Consider the following 20,207-nt stretch of genomic DNA (forward strand, 5'->3'; position numbering starts at 1 on the left):
CAACTTGCGTCAAACGAATGTCATGCCCACTGCATAACATATTGTTTTATCAGTAATTTCTTAACATTGTGCGACGCACAAAAAACACTTGACATTCGTTAACACCATCCTAAAATGGGAACCATTGCTGCGATGCACAAAACATCGCGGTCCGGGGAGACGATCTGAGAGCGTCTCGCCACCAACCCAATGCGGTCCGCACAGACAGACCGCGATCCAGGAGCGTAAACCATGACTCTGCTGACCCCTGAGCAATTCGCTGCAGCCCAGAAAGCCAACTTTGAAACGCTGTTCGGCCTGACGACCAAAGCATTTGAAGGCGTCGAAAAGCTGGTTGAACTGAACCTGCAAGTCGTGAAATCGACGCTCGCGGAAAGCCAGGAAAATGCCCAACGCGCACTGTCAGTGAAGGACGCGCAGGAACTGCTGGCACTGCAAGCTAGCCTCGCACAGCCGGTGGCTGAAAAGGCGCTGTCGTACGGCCGTCACGTGTATGAGATCGTTTCGGCAACGCAAGGTGAATTCACCCGCGTCGCAGAAGCCCAATTCGAAGAGCAAAACCGCAAGGTCCAGTCGCTCGTCGAAAACGTTGCGAAGAATGCCCCGGCCGGTTCGGAAACCGCCGTCGCCGTGCTGAAGTCGGCAATCACCGCCGCCAACACCACTTACGAAACGGTCCACAAGGCAACCAAGCAAGCTGTCGAAATCGCCGAAAGCAACTTCAATGCAGCCGCAACGGCCGCATCGAAGGCAGCATCGCAAGCCGCTGCACAAGCATCGCGCTCGGCAAAGAAGGCAGTCTAAGTTTCAAGCCGCACATCACGCCGGCCCCGCCTCACGGCAGGGCTGGCGCGATTGCAGCAACAACATGCAAGCAACAGCGTCGTGCCGTTGCCGCTCACACGGTTTCATCTGGCCGAACGCTCCGATACGTTGAATAGCGTATCGTTTGCCCGGCGAAAGGCCGGGATTTTTTTTCCCGCCGCCTGAGACGCGCGGCGCATGTCGCATGCGTTGCTTCGCGTCAAACGCTCTACGCTGCTTGCTGCATAAGAAAAACGGCGCGCCCTTTGCGGGGCGCGCCGTTTTTTTGCATCCGCTTCCTCGAACCCGCCTGCATGCAGGCGGGTTCAGCAGCATTACTTCTTTTTCTGCGGCGGCAAGTCGGTGCAGACGCCTTCGTACAACTCTGCGGCCATACCGATCGATTCGCCGAGCGTCGGATGCGGGTGAATCGTCTTACCGATATCCGTTGCGTCCGCCCCCATTTCGACTGCGAGGCACACTTCGCTGATCAGGTCGCCGGCGTTCAAACCGACGATCCCGCCGCCGATCACGCGGTGCGTTTCTTCGTCGAACAGCAGCTTGGTGAAGCCTTCGTCGCGGCCGTTGGCGATCGCGCGGCCTGACGCTGCCCACGGGAACACCGCCTTGCCGTACTTGACGCCCTCGGCCTTTAGCTGATCCTCCGTCTTGCCGGCCCACGCCACTTCCGGATCGGTGTAGGCCACCGACGGAATCTGCAGCGCATCGAAGTACGCCTTCTCGCCGTGAGCCACTTCAGCGGCGACGTGAGCTTCGTGCACTGCTTTGTGCGCGAGCATCGGCTGACCGACGATATCGCCGATCGCGAAGATATGCGGCACGTTGGTGCGCATCTGCTTGTCGACGTCGATGAAGCCGCGATCCGTTACAGCCACGCCTGCATTGTCCGCGCCGATCTTCTTGCCATTCGGCGACCGGCCGACGGCGACCAGCACGAGGTCATAGCGTTGCGCTTCGGCCGGGGCCTTTTCGCCTTCGAACGACACGTAGATGCCGTCGTCTTTCGCTTCCGCCGCGGTGGTTTTGGTCTTCAGCATGACGTTGGCAAAACGCTTGCTGTTGTACTTCTCCCAGACCTTGACCAGATCGCGATCCGCGCCGGCCATCAGACCGTCGAGCATTTCGACCACGTCGATCTGTGCGCCGAGCGTGGCGTAGACCGTCGCCATTTCGAGCCCGATGATGCCGCCGCCGACCACCAGCATGCGCTGCGGAATCTGACGCAGTTCGAGCGCGCCGGTCGAATCGACCACACGCGGATCTTCCGGAATGAACGGCAGCTTCACCGCTTCCGAGCCTGCGGCGATGATCGCCTGCTTGAACTTGACGACCTTCTTGCCGCCTTCGGTCTGCACTTCCATGTGATACGGATCGACGAACGAGCCGGTACCCGTCACGACTTCGACCTTGCGCATCTTGGCCATGCCGGCGAGACCGCCGGTGAGCTTCTTGACGACACCCGACTTGAAGTCTCGCAGCTTGTCGAGATCGATTTGCGGCTTGCCGAACGTGATGCCATGCGCGCCGAGCGCTTCCGCTTCGTCGATAACGAGCGCCGTGTGCAGCAGCGCCTTCGAGGGAATACAACCGACATTCAGACAGACACCGCCGAGCGTGGAATAGCGTTCGACGAGCACCGTCTTCATGCCGAGGTCGGCCGAGCGGAACGCAGCCGAGTAACCGCCGGGACCCGAACCGAGCACGAGCATGTCACACTCGATATCCGCGTTGCCGGAGAAGCTACCGGCTTGCGGCGCGGGCGCTGCCGCTTTGGACGCAGGCGCAGGCGCCGGTGCAGGCGCTGCTGCCGGAGCGGGCGCCTTCTCAGGCGCCTTAGCCGGCGCTGCGTCCGCAGACGTTTCAACTAGCGCGATGAGCGTACCTTGCGAGACTTTGTCGCCGGCTTTGACGCGTACTTCCTTGACGGTGCCGGCGGTATCGCTCGGCACTTCGATGGAGGCCTTATCGGACTCGAGCGTCATCAGCGCCTGCTCCTTCTCGATGACATCGCCCGGTTTGATATTGACTTCGATGACATCGACGTCCTTGAAGTCACCGATATCCGGCACTTTTACTTCGACGAGACTCATAGTGTCCCCTTCTCTTATTGATCGTGATGAGACGAAGAACCAAAAAAAAGCAGCCTAAAAGCCGGCAACGCGGCGAACAGAAACTTCCTTTGCTGTCCGCCCAAGGACGCGCCTTTCTTTTGCCTACTTTTCTTTGGAAGACAAAGAAAAGTAGGTGCCGCCCCGCACAGGGGCAACGCTAATAGACCACTAAGAAAGCAGGTTCTACAGAAGGACGCGGATAACAGACAAAACGAACCAAACCCGCGCCCCGGGCAACCGTCATCCGATCAAAGAATCACACGCCGAAAATCGGCAAGAATCGCACCCAGATACGCATTGAACCGCGCCGCCGCAGCACCATCAATCACCCGATGGTCATACGACAACGACAGCGGCAGAATCAGACGCGGCACAAACTGCTTGCCATCCCAAACCGGCTTCATCGCGCCACGCGACAAACCGAGAATAGCGACTTCAGGCGCATTGATAATCGGCGTGAAGTTCGTACCGCCAATACCGCCAAGAGAAGAAATCGAGAAGCAGCCGCCTTGCATCTGATCCGGCTTCAGCTTGCCGTCACGCGCCGCCTTCGACAACTCGGTCATTTCCTTCGCGATATCGATCAAACCCTTCTTGTCCGCATCGCGAATCACCGGGACGACCAGACCATTCGGCGTATCGGCAGCAAATCCAATATGGAAGTACTGCTTGAACACCAGGTTGTCACCGTCGAGGCTCGCATTGAACGTCGGGAACTGCTTCAAGGCAGCAACCACCGCCTTGATCACGAACGCCAGCATCGTGAACTTCACACCGGCCTTTTCGTTTTCCTTGTTCAACTGCACGCGCAGCGCTTCGAGATCGGTGATGTCCGCTTCGTCGTTGTTCGTGACGTGCGGAATCATGACCCAGTTGCGATGCAGGTTCGCACCCGAGATCTTCTTGATGCGCGACAACGGCTTCGGATCGACTGGGCCGAACTTGGTGAAGTCGACCTTCGGCCACGGCAGCAGATTCAATTCGCCGCCACCCGCGGCAGCCGGCGCAGCAGCACCTGCCGGTGCAGCGCGTTGACCCGTCATCACACCCTTGATGAAGCCGGTCACGTCCGCTTGCGTAATACGGGCCTTCGGCCCCGTGCCCTGCACCTGCGTCACGTCGACGCCGAGTTCGCGCGCAAACTTGCGCACGGACGGCGAAGCGTGGCTCGCACGGCGAGCGCCACCCTCACCAGCCTGGATCAGCGGCGCTTGTGCAAGCGCTGACGGCGAAGCCGGCGCGGGCGAAGGAGCAGCCGGCGCATCCGACGGCTTCTCGAGCACTTCCTGCTTGGCAGCAGGTGCGGCAGCCGCAGCCGGTGCAGCCGCGCCATCCGCTTCCAGCACGACGATGACCGAGCCTTCCGACACGTTATCGCCGACCTTGACCTTCACTTCCTTGACGACGCCGGCGGCCGAGCTCGGCACGTCCATGGTCGCCTTGTCGGATTCGAGCGTCACCAGCGACTGCTCTTTCTCGACGCGATCGCCGACCTTCACCGCGACTTCGATCACGGGGATGTCTTTGTAGTCGCCGATATCCGGCACTTTGACTTCTTGCAGACCACCGCCGCTCGCAGCCGGCGCCGAGGCAGGCGCAGCAGCCGGGGCCGCTGCGGGAGCCGGTGCAGCGGCAGGCGCCGGAGCCGGAGCAGCCGCGCCCGCGCCATCCAGCACGACGATCAGCGAGCCTTCCGACACGTTGTCGCCAACCTTGACCTTCACTTCCTTGACGACGCCGGCGGCCGAGCTCGGCACGTCCATGGTCGCCTTGTCGGATTCCAGCGTAACGAGCGACTGCTCTTTCTCGACGGTGTCACCCGCCTTCACCAGCACCTCGATCACAGGAATGTCCTTGTAATCGCCGATGTCCGGCACCTTGACTTCGATCGCTTGACTCATTGTTAGTGTCTCCTGGGCCGCGCACGCCGCCCGCTCCTGTCGATCAGGAGCAGGCGCGCACGCCGTGGCACACGGGGAATGATGCCTTAGACGGTCATCGGGTTGGGTTTGGCGGGATCAAGGTTGTACTTCTTGAGCGCCTCGGCGACGACCTTGCGTTCGATCGTGCCTTCATCTGCCAGTGCATTCAACGCGGCAACCGTGACCCAGTAGCGGTCGACTTCGAAGAAGTGACGCAGCTTTTCGCGCGTGTCCGAACGGCCGTAGCCATCCGTGCCCAGCACGACGAACTTCTGCGGCACGAACGCGCGGATCTGCTCGGTCAGCGCGCGCACATAGTCGGTCGAAGCGATGACCGGACCTTGTGCATCCTTCAGCAGCTTCTCGACGTGCGAGACCTTCTTCTCTTCCGTCGGATGCAGCAGGTTCCAGCGCTGCACTTCGTGACCTTCGCGAGCCAGTTCGGTGAAACTCGGCACGCTCCACAGGTCGGCAGCGACGCCCCAGTCGTTCTTCAGCAGATCAGCAGCGGCGATCACTTCGTTGAAGATCGTGCCCGCGCCCATCAGTTGAACGCGCGGTGCCTTCTTATCAGCATCGGCCTTCCTGAACGAGTACATACCCTTGATGATGTCGGCCGCTACGGCATCGCCCTGCGGAATCGCCGGGTGCTCGTAGTTCTCGTTCATCACCGTGATGTAGTAGTACACGTCTTCCTGGTCAGCAACCATGCGACGCAGACCGTCCTGCATGATGACTGCAAGTTCATAACCGAACGTCGGGTCGTAGCTGATGCAGTTCGGCACCGATGCCGCCCACAGGAGCGAGTGGCCGTCTTCGTGTTGCAGACCTTCGCCGTTCAGCGTCGTGCGGCCAGCCGTGCCGCCCAGCAGGAAGCCGCGCGAACGCATGTCGCCCGCCGCCCATGCCAGATCGCCGATACGCTGGAAGCCGAACATCGAGTAGAAGATGTAGAACGGGATCATGATCTCGCCGTGCGTCGAGTACGACGTCGCGGCTGCGATCCAGTCACACATACCGCCAGCTTCGTTGATCCCTTCCTGCAGGATCTGGCCGGTTTCCGATTCGCGGTAGAACATCAGTTGGTCGGAATCTTCCGGCACATACTTCTGGCCTTCCTGATTCCAGATACCGATCTGGCGGAACAGGCCTTCCATACCGAAGGTACGCGACTCGTCCGGCACGATCGGCACGATGCGCTTACCGAGCGCCTTGTCTTTCAGCAAGATGTTCAGGATCCGCACGAACGCCATCGTCGTGGAGATCTCACGGCCTTCGCCCGTGCCCTTCAGCAGCGGCTCGAACGCGTCGAGCGCCGGCACCGGCAGCGACTCGGCTTTCTGACGACGCGCCGGCAGATAGCCGCCGAGGTCCTGACGGCGAGCGCGCATATACTCGAGTTCCTTCGAACCTTCTTCGAACTTGAGGTACGGCACGTTGACGAGGTCTTCGTCGGGGATCGGCAGACGGAACTGATCGCGGAATTTCTTCAGCTGATCGACATGCAGCTTCTTCTGCTGGTGGGTGATGTTCATCGCCTGGCCGGCTTCGCCCATGCCGTAGCCCTTGATCGTCTTCGCGAGGATGACGGTCGGCTGGCCCTGCGAGTTCGAAGCTTCCGAGAACGCTGCGTAGATCTTGTGCGGATCGTGGCCGCCGCGGTTCAGGTTCCAGATGTCTTCATCGGACCACTCGGCAACCAGCGCCTTCAATTCAGGCGTATTGAAGAAGTGTTCGCGAACATACGCGCCCGACTCCGACTTGTACGTCTGATATTCGCCGTCGACGACTTCCATCATCCGGCGCATCAGTGCGCCCGACTTGTCGCGTTGGAACAGCGCATCCCAGCGGCTGCCCCAGACGACCTTGATGACGTTCCAGCCGGCGCCGCGGAATTCGCTTTCGAGTTCCTGGATGATCTTGCCGTTACCGCGCACCGGACCGTCGAGGCGCTGCAGATTGCAGTTGATCACGAACACGAGGTTGTCGAGGCGTTCGCGACCGGCCATGCCGATTGCGCCGAGCGATTCCGGTTCATCCGTTTCGCCGTCGCCGAGGAAGGCCCAGACCTTGCGGCCTTCGGTCTTCGCAATGCCGCGCGCCTGCAGGTACTTCATGAAGCGCGCCTGATAGATCGCCATGATCGGGCCGAGACCCATCGAGACGGTCGGGAATTGCCAGAAGTCCGGCATCAGCCACGGGTGCGGGTACGACGAGATGCCCTCGCCGCCCACTTCCTGACGGAAGTTGTCGAGCTGGTTCTCGGTCAGACGGCCGAGCAGGAACGCGCGCGAGTACACACCCGGCGACGAATGGCCCTGCACGAACACGAGGTCACCACCATGTTCAGCGGACGGTGCGTGCCAGAAGTGGTTGTAGCCGACGTCGTACAGCGTGGCGGCCGACGCGAACGAGGCGATGTGGCCGCCGACGTTCGTGTCCTTGCCCGCGCGCAGCACCATGGCGATGGCGTTCCAGCGCGTGTACGAGCGAATCCGGTGTTCGAGGTCCTGGTCACCGGGAATCGGCGCCTGACGCGAAACAGGAATCGTATTGATGTAGGGGGTATTTGCAGAGAACGGCAGATGTTCGCCATGTACGCGGGCGAATTCGATCTGTTTCTCGATGAGGTAGTGAGCGCGATCGGGGCCCACAGCAGAAATCACGCCATCCAGCGCTTCCAGCCATTCGCCGGTTTCCTGGGGATCGTCGTCTTTTTCAGCAGCGACATATTTCATGACTTCGTCGGGTACAGCGGACATGCTCGTCTCCTGGATATAGAGGAACGCTCTTTGAACAGACGACGCGGACGAAGCACGACCGCGGCAGCTTCGGCCGATTGTAAAAGGGGTCCCGACGTCCGCGCAACAAAATTTTCGAATTACGAGATCGATTCTCATAATGCGGAAAATTGTTGCGGCGCAACCTGATTTGACTGCCGATCGACGGATACGTCGGCTAGTTTGCGCCGAATAACGGTTCTTTCAGCGCTTTTTTGCGCCATTTGCTAGTGACTCGCTGCGCTACAATGCCACGCATGTTGACCGAACGGCTTTTCGCTCGCTCGGCGCGCACCGCTGGTTCGCCGGCGGATTCGACGCCGTCCTCCCGCTGGCACCACGGACCGTGGTGGTCGAACTCCTATTTGCTCACGCCGCTGCTGTCGATCCTGGTTTTCCTGGTCGTCATGAGCCTGATTCTGTGGAGCCTGAACCGGCGCGAACAGCAGCAACAGGAAGACACGCTCTACCGTAACGTCGCGTGGGCGCAGCAGCAGATCCGCCTGTCCATGACGGGCGCGCAGGAACAGATTCAGGCCCTCGCCCGCGATCTCGTCGCCGGCCACGCCGATCCGCATTCATTCCAGGTGTCCACCACGGACATCATGCAGGGGCATCCCGAGATCCTCTACATGAACTGGTACACGAGCCTGCAGCAGCCGCGCTGGCCCAATACCGCACTCCCCGTGTTCGGCCAGCGTCTCGCCAAGCCGAACGACGCGCAGATGGACGAGGCCGTCAAAGCCGCCTTCAACGAGGCGCGCAATACGCGCCGCCAGGTGTACTCGCCGCTGATCTACGACGACCTCGGCAACGGCTACATCACGCTGCAGACGCCGGTCTACCGCGACCGCGACTTCCTCGGCACGATTGCCGCCGTGTTCTCCGTGGAAGGCATCCTGAAGCACGACATTCCGCCCGAGTTGTCGGCGAAATACAAAATCTCGATCATCGACGTGAACAACCGCGAGTTGACCACCACGTCGACCCGCCCGCGCCTGCCGCGCGACATGTTCTACGATCTGCCGCTCGACCCGCCGGGCCAGGGCGTCTCGGTACGCGTCTACGCGTTCCCGCAGATGACCAACTTCACCAACAACACGCTGGTCTGGCTGGTGGCCGGCCTGTCGTGCTTCGTGTTGTGGAGTCTGTGGAGTTTGTGGAAGCACACGCGGCAACGTTTCGAGGCGCAGCAGGCGCTCTACGCCGAAGCCTTCTTCCGGCGCGCGATGGAAAACTCGGTGCTGATCGGTATGCGCGTGCTCGACATGCACGGCCGCATCACTCACGTCAATCCGGCCTTTTGCCGCATGACCGGTTGGGACGAAAGCGATCTGGTCGGCAAGAACGCGCCGTTCGCTTACTGGCCGCGCGACGCCTACCCTGAGATGCAACGCCAGCTCGACATGACGCTGCGCGGCAAAGCCCCCTCTTCGGGCTTCGAATTGCGGGTTCGCCGCAAGGACGGTTCGCTCTTCCATGCGCGCCTCTATGTGTCGCCGCTGATCGACAGCTCGGGCCGCCAGACTGGCTGGATGTCGTCGATGACCGACATCACCGAACCGAAGCGCGCGCGCGAAGAGCTCGCCGCCGCACACGAACGCTTCACGACCGTGCTGGAAAGTCTCGACGCCGCCGTGTCCGTGCTGGCCGCCGACGAAGCCGAATTGCTGTTCGCCAACCGCTACTACCGCCACCTGTTCGGCATTCGCCCGGACGGCCATCTGGAATTGGCGGGCGGCGGGTTCGATAGCGCACAGGCGTCGTCCGATTCGATCGATATGGTGGATGCCTATGCGGGTCTGCCGGCTGCCGCGTTGACCGAAAGCACCGCCGACGCGCAGGAAGTCTACGTGCAAAGCATTCAGAAATGGTTCGAAGTACGCCGCCAGTACATCCAGTGGGTGGACGGCCACCTCGCGCAAATGCAGATCGCGACCGACATCACCACCCGCAAGCAGGCTCAGGAACTCTCGCGCCAGCAGGATGAGAAGCTGCAGTTCACCAGCCGCCTGATGACGATGGGCGAAATGGCCTCGTCGCTCGCGCACGAACTGAATCAGCCGCTCGCCGCGATCAATAACTATTGCTCTGGAACCGTGGCACTGGTTAAATCCGGTCGAACGACGCCTGACAATCTTCTGCCCGTGCTCGAGAAAACCGCCCAACAGGCAGTGCGGGCTGGCATGATCATCAAGCGCATTCGCGAGTTCGTGAAACGCAGCGAGCCGAAACGCCAGGCTACGCGCGTGGCCGATATCGTCGCCGATGCCGTGGGTCTCGCCGAACTCGAAGCGCGCAAGCGCAAGATTCGCATCGTGACCGATCTGCGCTCGCGCCTGCCGGTGATTTACGTCGACCCGGTGCTGATCGAGCAGGTGCTGGTCAACCTGCTGAAGAACGGCGTCGAGGCCATGCACGATGCGCGTCCGAATGCGGTCGACCCCGTGATTCGCGTCGTCGTGCGACTGGAAAGCGGGTTTGTCTGCATCAGCGTCGTCGACCAGGGACCGGGTGTCGACGAAGCGACAGCCGAGCGTCTGTTTGAACCGTTTTACAGCACCAAGTCCGATGGTATGGGCATGGGGCTGAATATTTGCCGTTCGATTATCGAATCGCACCGCGGCCGTCTGTGGGTGGTCAACAACGTCGAATCTGACGGCCACATCACAGGCGCCACGTTCCATTGCAGTCTGCCTATTGGAGAGCCTGACGGCCCGAGCAACGGCGGGTCAGAGGCGCCGACACCACAAACCGTTACGGGAGAGCTATGAACAGCCCAGTCACCACACAGGAAACTGTCTTTGTCGTCGACGACGACGAGGCCGTGCGAGATTCGCTGCGCTGGCTGCTGGAGGCGAACGGCTACCGCGTGCAATGCTTCTCCAGCGCCGAGCAGTTTATCGACGCATGGCAGCCGCATACGCATCCGGGCCAGATCGCTTGTCTGATTCTCGATGTGCGGATGTCCGGCATGAGCGGGCTCGAGTTGCAGGAACGCCTGATCGCCGACAACGCGTCGCTGCCGATCATCTTCGTGACGGGCCACGGCGATGTGCCGATGGCTGTGTCGACGATGAAAAAAGGCGCCATGGACTTCATCGAAAAACCGTTCGACGAAGCCGAACTGCGCAAGCTTGTCGAGCGCATGCTCGACAAGGCGCGCAGCGAAAGCACCAGCGTGCAGCAGCAACGCGCTGCGGCAGAACGTCTCGGCAAGCTGACCGCGCGTGAACATCAGGTGCTCGAACGCATCATCGCCGGCCGCCTGAACAAGCAGATCGCCGACGACCTCGGCATCAGCATCAAGACGGTTGAAGCGCACCGCGCGAACATCATGGAAAAACTCAACGTCAACACGGTCGCCGACCTGCTGCGACTTGCGCTGTCGAACAAGCCGCAACCGGCGCAATAAACTTAACGACCGTGGCACAGCCCGCGGCTCGCTATTGCGGTTCAACGGCCGGACTGTCGACTAGTCCGGTCTGTTCCATTCCCCTCTCCTCCCTTCTCCCGCTTCGCGACAGCGACGCGCGGCATGGCTCGGCACATCCGCTAATCATTACGCATTACTCAGCAAACGCTTACGCTGCGCAGCAATAACTTCTTTCCTCTGACAAGATTGACAAGCTTCGCTGCGCCCCTTAATTTACAAAGAACTCCTCAACAGGAATCTTTGATGCCCGATGAACGCAGAACAAGTGTGCTGTCGTTGTCGTATGCGGCGTCGCCGTGCGGCGCAAATCAGTTAAAGCGGTTCGGCCGCATTGCTGAGGCATCTGTCATATCGAACGGTTCAAGCGAAGCTGAGCCGACCTTTATTCGCTTCCTTCTCCATTCCATCGCGCCGAAGCAACGCAGCATGCGCTGCTCATCGACTTCGCGCGTCTAACGCAGCCGGGAGGATTTCATCGTGAAACGATCCGGAACACACCGTTCGCGTGTGTTGCTTGTTTGCGCCGCACTTGTGGGCGCGCCACTCTTCGCCGGTCTGGCCATGCCGAGTGCGGTCTATGCGCAAAGCGCCGCGAAGATGTCGAACCAGCAACTCGATTCGCTGACCGCGCCCATCGCGCTCTATCCCGACGCACTGCTTGCGCAGGTGCTGATGGCCGCCACCTTCCCACAAGACGTGCAGGCCGCGGCCGCATGGTCGAAAGCAAACTCGAAATTGCAAGGCGACGACGCCGTCAAAGCGGTCGCGTCGGAGCCTTGGGACCCGAGCGTGCAGTCACTCGTCGCCTTCCCGCAGGTCCTCGCGACGATGGCGTCGAAACCCGATTGGGTCTCGCAACTCGGCAACGCCTTTCTGGCCCAGCCAAACGACGTGATGGACTCCGTGCAACACCTGCGCAAACAGGCTCAAGCGGCGGGCAATCTGAAAACGAGTTCACAGCAGAAGGTCGTGGTCGAGCAAAGCACCATTCAGATCGTGCCGGCCAATCCACAAGTGGTCTACGTGCCGACCTATAACCCGACTGTCGTCTATGGGACATGGCCCTATCCGGCCTACCCGCCCGTGTATGTGCCGCCGCCGCCCGGTTATGCAATCGCAACCGGTTTCGCTACCGGCCTTGCGTTCGGCGCCGGTGTCGCGGTTGCCAATTCGCTGTGGGGCGGCTTCAACTGGAACACGCACGACGTCAACATCAACGTGAACCATTACAACAACATCAATGTGAACAACCAGATCAACGTGAATAGCAGCACGACGAACTGGAACCGCAACACCAACGTCAATCGCAACGTCAACAACACCAACGTCAACCGCAACGTCAACAACACGAACGTCAACCGCAATGTCAACAACAACCTCGGCAGTGCGCAGCACGATGCCTATCGCGGCCGTGACGACGCCGCCCGCGCCCAGGCGCAGCAGACCTTGCAGAACCGCACCGGCCAGAACCTGAGCGGCAGCGCGAGCCAGCGCGTGCAAGGGATCCACCAGGGCGGCACGCAGAACGCCGATCTGCAAAACCGCGCGCAGAACGCCAACCGCGATAACGCGTTACGCGGGGCCGGTGACGGGAACACCGCGCGGCAGGACACGCAGCGCGGCGAGGCGAGCCGCAACGCGGCCGCGAACCGTTCCAGCAACGGCGCCTCGGCGCCAACGGCGGCGGTCAGCAACGCACGGGCGCCAGTCTCAGTGCAAACGGCGGCGGAGTCCAGCGCGGCGGCGGTGGCGGCGCTGGTGGCGGCAGACTGGGCGGTGGCGGCGGTGAGCGCCCCCTCGGCCGCAACCGTTGAACGATCAAGAGGAGTCCCTGATGATTCGCTTATTCCCACGCGGCGCCTTGCGCGCCCACGTTCTGACACTCGCCGTCGCCCTCGGCACGACCGGCACCCTGCTGGTGGCGCCGGTATTGCTGCTCGGCACGACCGCCGCCCACGCGCAGGCGATCTATCCCACTGCCGACGAAGCAGCCAGTGCGTTCGTCGACGCCTTGGCCCGCAACGACGAAGGTGCGCTCAAACACGTACTCGGCAACGATTTTCATCGCTACATTCCTTCCGAAGGAATCGGCGAGGACGACATCTACCAGTTCCTCGGCGCTTGGTCGAAGGGGCATCAGATCATCGAGGACCCAGCGAAGAGCAAGGGTCGCGCAACCGCGCATCTGGCGGTCGGCGACAGTGGCTGGACCTTGCCGATTCCGCTCGTGCAAGCTGGCAAGGGTTGGCGTTTCGATCCGCCCGCCGCGCAGGACGAGATGCTGACACGCCGCATCGGACGCAACGAACACGCGGCGATCCTCACCTCGCTCGCCTACCTCGACGCACAAAACGATTACCACAACCTGACCCAGCACTACGCACAGCGCTTCGTCAGTACGCAGGGCCAGCATGACGGCCTGTATTGGGCGACGGCGCCCGGCGAAACGGAAAGCCCGCTCGGACCGCTCGCCGCCACCATGCCCAACGGCACCCTGCCGAAAGAGGCCTACCACGGCTATCACTACCGGATCCTGACGGCGTAAGGTGCGCACGCGAAGGGGGGCGCGCAGAACTACGTCGAAAACGGCGTGCTGACCGAAGGGTTTGGTCTGATCGCCTCGCCGGCCGAGTACGGCAAGACCGGCGTGATGAGCTTTATCGTCAATCAGGACGGTCAGGTCTATCAGAAGAACCTCGGGTCGCAAACCGCGCGTGCCGCGGCCGCCATTAAATCGTTCGACCCGGACGATAGCTGGCAGCCGGTGCAGGAGTAGCGGGAGAAGTCGCTCGACGGTTGGAGGCATCGCGGATTCCGGCGCGCCCGCTCACCCGGAATCCGTACATGGCACGCCATGCCGGGCCGGTATAATGTCGGACTTTGCAGCGCTGCTTATCTCTGATTCGCGCCGCACGCTTTTCACGTGCCGACCCGTTTCCGGTGAAAAGCGCCATCGCACGTGCCGCGCACGCGCGCCTGCGCCCTGCTCCGCTTTCCAAACCGCCCATCTCGACCGACCATGACTGCCAAACTGATCGACGGCCTAGCCCTTTCCAAGTCCCTGCGCGCCGAAGTCGCCACGCGCGCCGCAGCCCTCACCGCCCGCGGGCATCAGCCGGGCCTCGCCGTGGTGCTGGTCGGCGACAATCCAGCGAGCGAAGTCTATGTGCGCAACAAGGTCAAGGCGTGTAATGACAACGGCCTCGGTTCGTCGTTCGACCGCTATCCGGCCGATCTGCCGGAAGCCGAACTGCTGGCACGCATCGACGAACTGAACCACGATCCGCGGATTCACGGCATTCTGGTGCAACTTCCGTTGCCGCCGCATATCGACAGCCACAAGGTGATCGAGGCGATCGCCCCGGAAAAAGATGTCGACGGTTTTCACGTTGCCAACGCCGGCGCGCTGATGACCGGCCGCCCGCTGTTCCGCCCGTGCACGCCGTACGGCGTGATGAAAATGCTGGCGGCCTACGAGATTCCGCTGCAAGGCGCGAATGCGGTGGTGATCGGCCGCTCGAACATCGTCGGCAAGCCGATGGCGCTGCTGCTGCTCGAAGCGGGCGCGACCGTCACGATCTGCCATAGCAAGACGCGCGATCTGGCTGCCCACACCCGCAACGCCGACGTGGTGGTCGCCGCCACGGGCCTGCGCAACATTCTCACGGCAGACATGGTGAAACCGGGTGCGGCTGTGATCGACGTCGGCATGAATCGCGACGAAGCCGGCAAGCTGTGCGGCGACGTCGATTTCGCAGGCGTCAAGGAAGTGGCCGGCTACATCACGCCGGTGCCGGGCGGCGTCGGTCCGATGACCATCACGATGCTGCTGGTCAACACGATCGAAGCCGCCGAGCGCGAAGCGGCAGCAAAGGCGTAACGCTGATGGCTCATGCCGGCGAAGTGATTTCGCCGGCATGCAAACCTTCAAACTCCGGCGTCAAACCAGGGCAGCAAGTGCCGGTGGCAGACATCGGCGCCAAACAGGACACTCACCGCGTCGCTATCCCCGCGCCAAGCGTCGTTGACCGGCGCGCAAGACGCTCGCGGCACCACCTCAGCACCGGCCGCTCAACGAAGTGCCACGACAGCGCCGCGCACAGCACGATGAACGGCGCGGCGATCAGCACCGCCGTCACATGGCTCAACTGCGGCGCGATATTCGCGACGCATTGCTGCACCATGAAGCCGTACAGATAAATCCCATACGAGTAGTCGTGACGCGGCACGAAGCGCCGCAGGAGCGGCGTCGCGCCCACCCACAGCACGCCGTATGCGAAAGCCAGATAGAACAGCGGTTGAGCGCCCGCCGTGTCGCGGAACACCAGAAACACCATCGCCAGCGCGAGCGCGGTCAGGCCGTTGATATCGAGCCGTTCGCGCCAGCCGTACAGCAGCATTCCCAGCATGAAAAACGGTTCCGGCCAGAACGAATAGCCGCCGGGCGTTTCGCTGAAGTCGCGCAGGCCGATCTGCAGATGCGGCAGATGCACGCGCAGAACGAAGGCAGCGCACCCGAGCGCCGCCGCCAGCGCCACGCCGCGCGCGCTAGACAGCAACCCCAGCATGCCGGTCACCATCACGATCAGATAGCAGCGCACTTCGAGCGGCAACGTCCACAGCGGCGCGCAGACGTCGACGGGAAAGCGGTTGTGTTCAAACACGCCAGGCAGCGCCCAGCCGGTTTTCAGCACGATGGTGGAAAAGTTGTCGAGGTTGGCCCACGTCATGCCGGAGGCGAAATAGTCGCGCAGCGGCAGCGTCGTCAACAGCGGCCCGAGGATGAACACCGTCACCAGCGAGCCGCCCGCCACCGCCGGCCACAGGCGCGCGATGCGCAACGCGGCGAAACGAGGCACCGAACGTTGCCGGTCGAAACTGGCGGTCACCAGCATGCCGCTCAGCAGAAAAAACGCATAGACGCCGAGTGCGCCGAAACCATCGAAGCCGAGCGCATTCTGGACCCAATCCGTCGTGCCGTCGGGTGCCTGCAGCAGATACGAATGGCCATACACCACGGCGATGGCGGCAAGGAGCCGCACGAGATCGAAGTTGTTACCGTTGCGCGATAGAGCGTGCGAAAGCGGGTTCATCGATACCTCTTACAGAAAGCGTCACTAACGGGTGCAGACACGCCAGAATGCGGCATGGCAGCAATTTGCACCGTTCGCTTTCCCACAGAGCGTCGCGGCACAGCGGGAGCGGTTCAAGCAGCGGCAACCAGCTAGCGCATTGCCACCGTCTGAACCGCATTCCGGATTCGCTCCTCCGGGCACAGTCACGCGACATCTGATAATTTGTCTACCGACGGATTGGAATCGGCGCGCCCTGCCCCAATAATGTCCCTATGGAGTGTCATTGGGGCGCCATCGCGCGCCCGTCGATGCACCGATTACCCGTTCACCCGCGTCAGACAGGAAGCCTTATGTCCACTACCCCCTCGAAGCACGACAATCCGCTCCTCGATTTCTCCGACCTGCCGCGCTTTGGCGAAATCCGCCCCGAACACGTCACACCCGCCCTCGATATCCTGCTCACCGATGCGGCCGCCGCGGTCGAACGCGCCGCCCAGCCCATTACGCCCGCGTCTTGGGCCGATGTGGTCGAGCCGGTCGAACGCGCAACCGAACCGCTGTCGCGCGCCTGGGGCGTGGTCGGCCATCTGAACGCCGTGGCGGATACGCCGGAACTGCGCGCCGTGTACGGCGAGAATCTGCCGCGCGTCACCGAGTTCTGGTCGAGCGTCGGCCAGAATCTCGCGCTCTATGAGAAGTACAAGGCACTGCACGCCAGCAGCGATTTTTCGTCGCTGACCGGCGAGCGCAAGAAGATCCTCGGCAATGCGCTGCGCGATTTCCGCCTCTCGGGCGCGGAATTGCCGGAAGACCAGAAGCCGCATTTCGCCGAATTGCAGGAAAAGCAGGCGGGGTTGTCGAAAGCGTTTTCGGATCACGTGCTCGACGCAACGAACGCTTACGCCTATCTCGTCGAAGCCGGCGATGAAGCGCAACTGGCCGGCCTGCCCGAAGACGTGATCGAAGCCGCGAAGGAAGCAGCCGAACGCGAGGGCAAAACCGGTTACAAATTCACGCTGCACTTCCCGTCGTATTTCCCGATCATGCAGTACTCGGAAAATCGCGCGATGCGCGAAACGATATACCGCGCGTATGTGACGCGCGCGTCGGAACTCGGTCCGGAATACGGCAACGGCAAGCCGGAATGGGACAACACGGCCGTGCTCGCCGATCAGTTGAAGCTGCGCGCCGAAGAAGCGCACATGCTCGGCTACAACAACTTCGCCGAAGTCTCGCTCGCGCCAAAGATGGCCGAGTCGCCGGCGCAAGTCATGGCCTTCCTCGAAGACCTCGCCACGCGCGCGCGCCCGCACGCTGAACAGGACTGGAAGGAACTGCGCGAATTTGCAGCGAACGAACTCGGCATGGCCGACCTGCAGCCGTGGGATATGACGTTTGCCGCTGAACGTCTGCGTCAGAAGCGCTATTCGTTCTCCGAGAATGAAGTCAAACAGTACTTCCCGGAAGACACCGTCTTCAAGGGCCTCTTCAAGGTCACCGAAACGCTGTTCGGCGTGCGCATCCGTCGCGACGAAGCAGCCGTGTGGCATCCGGACGTGCGCTTTTTCCGCGTCGAGAATCAGGACGGCGGCCTCGTCGCCCAGTTCTATCTCGATCTGTATGCACGCGAAGGCAAACGCGGCGGCGCATGGATGGACGATGCGCGTGGCCGTCACAAGCACACGCACGGCAGCGTGCAAACGCCGGTGGCGTATCTGACCTGCAACTTCTCGGCGCCGGTCGGCGGCAAGCCCGCCTGCTTCACGCATGATGAAGTGATCACGCTGTTCCACGAGTTCGGCCACGGGTTGCATCACATGCTCACGCGTGTGGATGAACTGGGCGTGTCGGGCATCAACGGCGTCGAGTGGGACGCGGTCGAACTGCCGTCGCAATTCATGGAGAACTTCTGCTGGGAGTGGGACGTATTGAGCGACATGACCTCACACGTCGACACCGCCAAGCCACTGCCGCGTGATCTGTTCGACAAGATGCTCGCAGCGAAGAATTTCCAGAGCGGTCTAGGTACGCTGCGCCAGATCGTGTTCTCGATGTTCGACATGCAACTGCACACCGGTTTCGATGCGTCCGGCACGAAGAACGCCACCGAACTCGCGAGCGAGATCAACGAGCGTTTCCACGTCGTGCCGCAAGCTTCGTTCTCGCGTTGGCCGAATACGTTCAGCCATATTTTCGCGGGCGGTTATGCGGCGGGCTACTACAGCTACAAGTGGGCTGAAGTGCTGTCCGCCGATGCGTATGCGGCGTTCGAAGAAGCCGCACAAGCCGCGAGCGGCAGCGTGCTCGATCAGGCAACCGGCATGCGTTATCGCCAGGAGATTCTGGAAGTGGGCGGCAGCCGTCCCGCGATGGAATCGTTCAAGGCGTTCCGCGGCCGCGAGCCGAGTATCGATGCGCTGCTACGTCACAATGGCATGACGCCTGCCCCGACGCATTGAATCTGGCATTGAATCTTGCGTTGAAGCATTCGGCGGCGTTGTAGATAAACGCCGACATCGGCTAAAAATCCGGTGATTGAACTGCACCCCGCATCGTTGGATACCCGTCCAACGATGCGGGGTGTTTTTTCATGAGCAAGCACCTGCATTTTCCATTCGCGCGTATGTCGCGAACGGTGCACGGCGGCTAACCGCGATGCAATTTGAAATCCACCTCGGCAGGACGCCCTTCCAGCGACAACGCCGCGCGCGCAGCAGGCGCGCGGCTCACCACCTTGCCGCGACTCACCACCGCGAGCCGCGCGGCGCGCAAGCGGATCGCTTCGACCGGGTCGCGTGCGTCGAGCAGCACGAGATTCGCCGCGCAACCCGGCGTGACGCCGTAGCCTTCCAGTCCGAGAATACGCGCGGCATTCACCGTGACCGCGTCGAAACACGCATGCATACCGTCGACGCCCGTCATCTGCGCAACATGCAAACCCATGTGCGCAACTTCTAGCATGTCGCCCGAGCCGAGGCTGTACCACGGATCCATCACGCAGTCGTGGCCGAACGCGACGTTGATGCCCGCTGCCATCATCTCCGGCACACGTGTCATGCCGCGCCGTTTCGGATACGTGTCGCTGCGACCCTGCAGCGTGATGTTGATCAACGGATTGGCGATCGCCGCGACGCCCGACTCGCGCATCAGTGGTAAGAGCTTGCTGACGTAGTAGTTGTCCATCGAATGCATCGAAGTCAGGTGCGAACCGGCGACGCGCCCATGCAAGCCGAGCCGGTGCGTTTCGGCTGCGAGCGTTTCGATATGGCGCGACATCGGATCGTCCGATTCGTCGCAATGCATATCGACGCGCAAGCCCTGCTCCGCCGCGAACTCGCACAACATGCGCACGGACTGCGCGCCGTCGGCCATCGTGCGTTCGAAATGCGGAATCCCGCCGACCACGTCGACGCCCATCGCAATCGCACGCTTGAGATTCTCGAATGCGCCGGCGCTGCGCAAGACGCCGTCCTGCGGAAACGCGACCAGTTGCAGATCGAGATAAGGCGCGACGCGACGCTTCACTTCGAGCAGCGCCTCGACCGCGAGCAAGCGCGGATCGCACACATCCACGTGGCTGCGAATCGCCAGCAGACCGCGCGCGACAGCCCAATCGCAGTACTGCAGCGCGCGCTCGATCAGCGCCTCCTGCGTGAGGTCCGGCTTCAGTTCGCCCCACAGCGCGATGCCTTCCAGCAAAGTGCCCGACGCGTTCACGCGCGGCAGACCGTACGACAGCGTCGCGTCCATGTGGAAATGCGGATCGACGAATGGCGGCGTGACGAGTGACCCGGCGGCGTCTATTTCTTCGTGCGCGCTCGCGGCCAGATTCGGTTCGACGGCGACGATACGGCCCGCTTCGATGCCGATGTCGACCGGCTGTTTGTGCTGCTTGTGCTGTGATGTGGCGCCCGGCGGCAGCATCGCTCGGCGGATGATTAGATCCATGATTCGCTCCCTGTTGACCGCTCTTTGACTGATTGCGATTCTATCGGCGTCAGAAATTGCGTGCCGGCGTTTTAGCAAGACGCCGTACCGGCGGGCGGAAAGCAATCCGT

General features: G+C 61.8%; 11 protein-coding genes and 2 pseudogenes. 8 read left to right on the plus strand and 5 right to left on the minus strand.

Going from position 1 to position 20,207, the window contains the following annotated elements:
• The first annotated feature begins 231 nt into the window (after window positions 1-231).
• Complete coding sequence (locus M0D67_RS02290; RefSeq protein WP_054038013.1) at window positions 232-804, plus strand: phasin family protein; 573 nt, start codon at window positions 232-234, stop codon at window positions 802-804.
• A 335-nt stretch (window positions 805-1,139) separates the two neighbouring features.
• On the opposite strand, the gene lpdA is transcribed toward M0D67_RS02290, so the two are convergent.
• From lpdA to aceE, 3 genes are all read right to left on the minus strand, one after another.
• The gene (gene lpdA / locus M0D67_RS02295; protein WP_266237083.1) at window positions 1,140-2,915 is read right to left on the minus strand and encodes a dihydrolipoyl dehydrogenase; all 1,776 of its coding nucleotides are present in this window, start codon (window positions 2,913-2,915) and stop codon (window positions 1,140-1,142) included.
• 269 nt (window positions 2,916-3,184) lie between these two features.
• Complete coding sequence (aceF, locus tag M0D67_RS02300; RefSeq protein ID WP_266237085.1) at window positions 3,185-4,837, minus strand: dihydrolipoyllysine-residue acetyltransferase; 1,653 nt, start codon at window positions 4,835-4,837, stop codon at window positions 3,185-3,187.
• Between the two features lie 86 nt (window positions 4,838-4,923).
• On the minus strand, window positions 4,924-7,620 hold the full coding sequence (gene aceE, locus M0D67_RS02305) for a pyruvate dehydrogenase (acetyl-transferring), homodimeric type (protein WP_154566153.1): 2,697 nt from the start codon (window positions 7,618-7,620) through the stop codon (window positions 4,924-4,926).
• 275 nt (window positions 7,621-7,895) lie between these two features.
• On the opposite strand from aceE, the gene fixL reads away from it, so the two are divergent.
• From fixL to folD, 6 genes and pseudogenes are all read left to right on the plus strand, one after another.
• Window positions 7,896-10,412: an oxygen sensor histidine kinase FixL gene (fixL, locus tag M0D67_RS02310; protein WP_154566152.1), complete on the plus strand. Its 2,517-nt coding sequence runs from the start codon at window positions 7,896-7,898 to the stop codon at window positions 10,410-10,412.
• The gene (gene fixJ / locus M0D67_RS02315) at window positions 10,409-11,053 is read left to right on the plus strand and encodes an oxygen response regulator transcription factor FixJ (protein ID WP_011488992.1); all 645 of its coding nucleotides are present in this window, start codon (window positions 10,409-10,411) and stop codon (window positions 11,051-11,053) included. The genes fixL and fixJ overlap by 4 nt, the downstream gene beginning before the upstream one ends.
• Before the next feature lie 264 nt (window positions 11,054-11,317).
• Window positions 11,318-11,530, plus strand: coding sequence for a hypothetical protein (locus M0D67_RS02320; RefSeq protein ID WP_154566151.1), 213 nt, complete (start codon window positions 11,318-11,320; stop codon window positions 11,528-11,530).
• A gap of 21 nt (window positions 11,531-11,551) precedes the next feature.
• A pseudogene (locus tag M0D67_RS02325) lies at window positions 11,552-12,888 on the plus strand (DUF3300 domain-containing protein).
• A 20-nt stretch (window positions 12,889-12,908) separates the two neighbouring features.
• Window positions 12,909-13,850 (plus strand): annotated as a pseudogene (locus tag M0D67_RS02330) (DUF2950 domain-containing protein).
• Window positions 13,851-14,093: 243 nt separating this feature from the next.
• Window positions 14,094-14,954, plus strand: a complete 861-nt coding sequence (folD, locus tag M0D67_RS02335; protein ID WP_154566149.1) for a bifunctional methylenetetrahydrofolate dehydrogenase/methenyltetrahydrofolate cyclohydrolase FolD — start codon at window positions 14,094-14,096, stop codon at window positions 14,952-14,954.
• A gap of 112 nt (window positions 14,955-15,066) precedes the next feature.
• Here folD and M0D67_RS02340 read toward each other — a convergent pair whose 3' ends face one another.
• Window positions 15,067-16,167 carry an acyltransferase gene (locus M0D67_RS02340; protein WP_154566148.1) on the minus strand — a complete coding sequence of 367 codons (1,101 nt, stop codon included), beginning with the start codon at window positions 16,165-16,167 and terminating at the stop codon, window positions 15,067-15,069.
• Window positions 16,168-16,499: 332 nt separating this feature from the next.
• On the opposite strand from M0D67_RS02340, the gene M0D67_RS02345 reads away from it, so the two are divergent.
• The gene (locus tag M0D67_RS02345; RefSeq protein WP_171925463.1) at window positions 16,500-18,608 is read left to right on the plus strand and encodes a M3 family metallopeptidase; all 2,109 of its coding nucleotides are present in this window, start codon (window positions 16,500-16,502) and stop codon (window positions 18,606-18,608) included.
• A gap of 187 nt (window positions 18,609-18,795) precedes the next feature.
• Here M0D67_RS02345 and M0D67_RS02350 read toward each other — a convergent pair whose 3' ends face one another.
• Window positions 18,796-20,097: an amidohydrolase family protein gene (locus M0D67_RS02350; protein WP_154566146.1), complete on the minus strand. Its 1,302-nt coding sequence runs from the start codon at window positions 20,095-20,097 to the stop codon at window positions 18,796-18,798.
• Between the last annotated feature and the right edge of the window lie 110 nt (window positions 20,098-20,207).

It is taken from the genome of Paraburkholderia sp. SECH4 (assembly GCF_030511745.1).
Lineage (GTDB): Bacteria > Pseudomonadota > Gammaproteobacteria > Burkholderiales > Burkholderiaceae > Paraburkholderia > Paraburkholderia madseniana.